A 5,669-nucleotide genomic window follows, 5' to 3' on the forward strand; every position below is an offset into this window, starting at 1 on the left:
GCGGTGGGTTCGTCCAACAACACAAGTGGCGTCTGCTGGGCGAGCACGCGCGCGAACGTGGTACGCGCCGACTCACCGCCGGACAGCTGCTGCACCTCGCGCTGACGCAGCGCCTGCAGTTCTGCCGCATCGATCGCGCGCTCCACCTGGAGATCATCCAGCACCGGATCCGGCGGATGCGGCAGCCGCCCCATCGCCACCACCTCTTCCACGCTGAAGGCAAAGCGCACGCCGTGTTCCTGCGGCATCACCGCGCGTTCGCGTGCCAGCGGCCCGGCCCGGTAGCCAGCCAACGGCTTGCCCTGCAGCAGCACCTCGCCTTCATCGGCAGGCAGGTCGCCCGCCGCCACCGCCAACAGGGTCGACTTGCCCGCCCCGTTCGGGCCGACCAGCGCGGTGACCGTGCCCGGCACGAAATCCAGCGCGATGCCATGCAGGATCTCGCGCTGCTGGCGGCGCACGACTACCCCGCGCAGGCGCAGCAACACGCTCATGGCGTGTCCTTGCGGCGCTGCTGCAGCACCAGCCACAGGAAGAACGGCGCCCCCAGCGCCGCCGAGAACAGACCCAGCGGGATTTCCGCAGGCGGATCCAGCGTACGTGCGGCGGTATCGGCGATCACGATAAGCACCGCCCCCAGCACCCCCGACACCGGCAGCAGCCAGCGGTGCCCGGGGCCGACCAGCATGCGTGCCACGTGCGGCACCACCAACCCGACAAAGCTCACCGAACCTGCGAACGCCACCGCCGCACCCACCAGCAGCGCGCTGAAGGCGACCAGCCGGCGCCGCGTGCGCGCCACGTCCAGGCCCAGGTGCTGCGCCTGGCGCTCGCCCAGCGCCAGCATGTCCAGCGGCGTGGCCAGCCGCCGCAACGCGAATACCCCGATCGCGAACAGCGGCGCCACCGCGATCACATCCGACCAGCTCGCGCGTGCCAGCGAGCCCATCTGCCAGAACACCAGCGACTGCAGTTCACTCTCGCTGGCGATATAGGTAAGAAAGCCGATCAACGCCGAGCAGAACGCCGCCATCGCGATGCCGACCAGCAGCAGGGTGGCATTGCCACTGCCCTTGCCAGGCCTGGCCAACGCGTAGGTCAGGCTGATCGCCAGCGTTGCCCCTGCGAAGGCCGCCACCGGCACGATCCAGCCGGCGGCACCGGCCGCGCCCAAGACGATCGCCGCCACTGCACCCAGTGCTGCGCCCTGGCTGACGCCAACGATGCCCGGATCGGCCAGCGGATTGCCGAACAACCCCTGCAGGCTGGCGCCGGCCATCGCCAGCGCCGCACCCACCATCGCTCCCAGCAACGCGCGCGGAATGCGCAGCTGCCAGACCACCGCCAGATCACGGCGGCTGACTGCATGCGGCTCCACCAGTCCCAGCTTCACTCCGATGGCCTGCAGCACCTCCAACGGTGGCAGCCGCAACGGCCCGACCGCGAACGAGGCCAGCACCGCCAGCAGCAGCACTGCGGCAGCCAGCAGCAGCATCCCGCGACCACGTCGACGGCGGCGATCGGCCGGACTCATGCCGGCGGCAGCGCCGCCAACGCCTTGGCCAGCGCCAGCGCGCCCACGCCGGAGCCGACGCTGGCGTACTTGAGCTGCACGTCCGGCATCACCCAGACCCGGTTGGCCTGGCCGGCCGGGGTCTGCTTCAGGGTGGGATAGGCCTTCCACAGGCCCTCGGCGCCGCCAAACAGCGCCAGGTCGTGCTCGGTCACCAGGATCACCTCCGGTGCCGCCGCCACCACGCCCTCGTTGCTCAGCGCCGAATAGTTCGCCACGCCGGCTTCGGTGCCGATGTTCAGACCACCCGCCAGGGCGATCAGCTTGGCGGATGCACTGTCCGCGCCGGCCACGGTCGGCGCGCCGCCAGCGCCGGTGGCCGACACATGGATCACGCGCGGCGCACGACCGATGCTCTTGCCGATCGCGGCAGCCTCATCCAGCTGCTGCTGCACCTGCGTGCCCAGTTGCTCGCCGGCGGCGGCCAGGCCGAGTGCGGCAGCGATCTTGCGCACCTTGTCCGGGGCCGGTTGCAGGTCATCGACCACCACCGCCGGCTCGCCCACCGCGCGCAGTTTCTGCGCCAGTTCGGTATGCCGGCGCAGGCTGTTGCCCAGGAACAGCGAGCCCTGCAGGCTCAGTACGCCTTCCACGCCGGTGGTGCGGTTGAACAGGAACTGATGTGGTGCGGCGCGGCCGGAATCGGTGGTGGTGTTCTTGGGCGCGGCGAACACCTGCCTGCCCAGCCCCAACGCATCGATCACCGCGATCACGTCATCGCCACCGACGATGATGCGACCGGTGTCGTCCACCTCGACCTCGGCACCGTCATCGGAGCGCACGGTCGCCGGCAACACAGCGGACTGCCCGACCAGGCGCGGCAGTGCGCCGCCATCCACGCGGGTCCACCCGGCCGGCAGCGTACCGACCGACGGCGTTGCAGCGTCCGTTGCCGCCGTCGGTGCGTTCGCTTCACCGGCCGGCGGGGTAGCCGGGCCACTGCACGCTGCCAAGGCCATTGTCATCGCGAGCGGCAAGAGCCGCAGGGATACCCTCGTTTTCATTCATTGCTCCTTCGGCAGGACGACCGGCGGCCGCCCTGCCCGGTGGATTACGGCTGGCGCGGCGCGATACGGGTGATCCGGTCGCCCTTGGCATCGTCGGTGCCGCGCGACTTGTTCACCGCGAACACGTTGCCCTTGCCATCGGCGCGCACATGGTTGGGGAACGTGCCGCCGTCCAGATTGCCCACCACCTTGCCGCTGCGGTCGACCACGGAGACAGTGCCGGCACCGCGGCTGGTGACATACGCCAGCCCCGCCTTCGGATCGAACGCGACGTTGAGCGCACCGGCCCCGACAGGCACATCGTGCAGCACCTTGCCGCTGGCGACATCCACGATCAACAGGTTGTCGGTGCCCTGCGAGGCCACATACAACTGGTTCTGCTGCGCATCGAAGGCCACGCCCGAGGCACTGATCGAATTGCCCAGGTCGATGACCTTGTCCACCTTGCCCGTGGCCACATCGATCACCGCCGCTTCCGGGGTGCCAATGCTCACCGTGAACAGCTTGCCGCTGGCGTCATCCAGCACCAGGCTCATCGGGACGAATTTTTCGTCGTCCACGCCCGAGGCCAGCGCGATCGGTTCGAGCGGCTTGAGCGTCTTCGCGTCGAACACCGACAGATGGTCCTCACCCGTGGCCGAGGCAAACACCTTGCCGTGTCTGGCATCCACCACCACGTCACGCGCGTGCGGCACGGCGCCGACCGGGAACTGGTGCACCAGCGACAGATCCGACTGGCGATACACCGCCAGCGTGTCCTGGCGGGTGTTGCTCACCCACACGTTGCCGTTGGCATCGTCCACACCCACGCCGTACACCGCGAACACACTGCCCCCCTTGGCATCGGGCACCGGCGCCGGCGTGATCGCCTGGATTACCTTCAGCGTCTTCGGGTCGACCTTGAGCAGCTGCGACTGGGTCACCGGTGGGCGGCCCACTGCAGAAGTCACAAATACCGCGTTGCTCTTGGGGCTGTAAGCCGACTGATAGAGGCCCTGCACGAGCTTGTTGGACTGGGTGGAGAAACGCTCCTGCCCCGACAGCGGCAGCTGTGGCGACACGCGCAGATTGAGCACCGCAGCGGCCGCCGGCTGGCTGGCGCGTACCACCACCGGATGCGTGCCCGGCACCGCGTCGGCGGGGATCTGCAACCGGGTGGTGAAGTTGCCGTCCGCATCGACAATCAACGGCTGGCCGTTGAGCACGGTTTCACCGCGCACCAGGCTGACCTGCTGGCCCGGCACGAAGCCGCGGCCGACCACCTCGGCCGTGCTGCCGGGGACGACATTCTCACCCCGCGAGACGACGCTACCCTTGAACACACTGGCGGGCTGGTCGAACACCGGCTGCGCGTGGCCGGCGACGGCCAGCAGCAGACCAGCGGCCAGGGTGGTGAGACGGAATGAAGAACGGAACGACATGACAGGCTCCTTGCACGGGTACCGCGCGGTGCGCGGTGGATCATCGGTTGCCTGGGCCGGTGCGATGCCGCACAAGAAGCCTGGGTAGCGGGTTGCACGCGCGTGGCGTGCGGAATGTCGAGAAACGATCAGGGCTGCGCAGCAGCAGCGGTCAGGCTGCGGTCGGTCACGCCGTACAGCACGCTCAACGTCGCCTGCAACGACGCGGACAGCATCGGGCCGTGGCCCAGGCCATCGAACTCGCGGTAGTGCACGTCCAGCCCGGGCACCTTGGCCAGGCGCTGCGACAACTGCATCGCCGCATCCGGCGTGGCGCCGCCAATGCGGCGCAGATGCGCGACCACACGCGGGTTGTTCATATCGCGGTTGCCGCGGTCACCGATGCGCTCTGCGCCGCCCAGCATCACCCACACCTTCGCAGGCTGGCCGTGCTGGTTCTCCAGGAACTGCTGCTCCATGTCGCCCAGCGGCGCGCCCCGGTTCCACCACAGCGACGGGCTCGCCGAGAGGTAGTACTGGAACGCGGCGGGCCGGGTGTACAGGCTGCTCAGCACGAACAGCCCACCCAACGAATGGCCCCACAGCGCCTGCTGCTGGCGGTCGATGTTGGCGCGCCTCTCCACCTCCGGCTTGATCCGCCGTTCGATCAGGTCCTGGAACGCGAACGCGCCCCCGCCGACCACCGTCGGCGTGCCATCCTCATCGTCGGCGCGGTCGATCCATGCGGTGTAATCGGTGGTGCGCGCCGGCGAATCGATGCGCAGGTCGTTGTCATAACCGATGAACACCAGCACCGGCGCGGCCTTGGCCGCGAGTTCGGCAAGCAGCGGCTGGTCCATCACCATCGCCGCCGCGTTGCCATCGAGCATGTACAGCACCGGTGCCGGCACCTTGCCGCTTCGCACGGGAATACCGACGTTGACCTGCCAGCGGCGCTGCCCGTCCGGGCTGTCCAGGGTAAATCGCTCGAAGCGGTAGCGCTCGGCCTTCTGCACGAAGATCGTCTCGCCTACCCGCTGCTGCGGATTGCGCTGCTGCGCCGACGCACTCGGCATCGCGCAGGCCAGGCTGAGCATCAGGCCGGCCAGCGGCAGCAGGGCGGACGATCGGCGGCGGGCCGCGAAGGACAACGTCATGGGTACTCAGGGGCAGCGGCGTGGCGCCGCACAGCCCGCTTCACAGGGGGACGACGCAGTCTACCCTAAATGCGAATGCTTATCACATAGATCAATGGGCAGGCGCCGTCGAGGCCGCTTCATTCCTTGCAGTTGCGCCGCGCGTCGCCGACCGTCGCCACCGCGCCCTGCGCACTACTGGAAAACCAGCCCTTCAGCGACATGTCCGCCGGCAAGGACGCCGGGCGCTCGCCGTCGGCGATCACCAGTTCACGCCAGGCGCCCACCGGTTCGAGCTCGGCCAGGCGCGCCGCGCGATCGTCGTCGGTGCTGAAGGTTGCCGCCGGGTCCGGGGTGTGCGGCGTGGCACCGTTCGAGGTTTTGACCGTCCGCACCTGCAGCCCCTGTCCCGCCACCTGACGGGTGGTGATGTCGAACTGTTCGCGGCCATAGGCCCAGGCGTTGCTGCCGGTCGAGGACACCGGCGCGGCGGACGCCGGCAGCTGCCAGCCCTCGCCGATCACGCCCTGCACCATCGCCACGCCGGTCAGCG

5 protein-coding genes and 1 pseudogene are annotated in these 5,669 nt (G+C 69.2%); all 6 read right to left on the reverse strand.

The features are described 5' to 3' along the window. A partial coding sequence (locus ACXJKH_RS13240; RefSeq protein WP_457319916.1) for an ABC transporter ATP-binding protein occupies positions 1-494 on the reverse strand: 494 nt, incomplete at its 3' end. Further along, positions 491-1,534, reverse strand: a complete 1,044-nt coding sequence (locus ACXJKH_RS13245) for a FecCD family ABC transporter permease (protein WP_256776733.1) — start codon at positions 1,532-1,534, stop codon at positions 491-493. The genes ACXJKH_RS13245 and ACXJKH_RS13240, both read right to left, overlap by 4 nt. After that, complete coding sequence (locus ACXJKH_RS13250; protein WP_457319919.1) at positions 1,531-2,577, reverse strand: heme/hemin ABC transporter substrate-binding protein; 1,047 nt, start codon at positions 2,575-2,577, stop codon at positions 1,531-1,533. The genes ACXJKH_RS13245 and ACXJKH_RS13250 overlap by 4 nt, the downstream gene beginning before the upstream one ends. Positions 2,578-2,624: 47 nt before the next feature. Further along, positions 2,625-4,001, reverse strand: coding sequence for a YncE family protein (locus ACXJKH_RS13255; RefSeq protein WP_457319921.1), 1,377 nt, complete (start codon positions 3,999-4,001; stop codon positions 2,625-2,627). A gap of 128 nt (positions 4,002-4,129) precedes the next feature. Next, entirely contained in the window at positions 4,130-5,137 is a 1,008-nt protein-coding gene (locus ACXJKH_RS13260; RefSeq protein ID WP_457319923.1) for an alpha/beta hydrolase, read from the reverse strand. A gap of 119 nt (positions 5,138-5,256) precedes the next feature. Next, positions 5,257-5,669, reverse strand: a pseudogene (locus ACXJKH_RS13265) (hypothetical protein); the annotation flags it as partial.

The sequence above is a fragment of the Stenotrophomonas sp. P5_B8 genome, assembly GCF_054049855.1.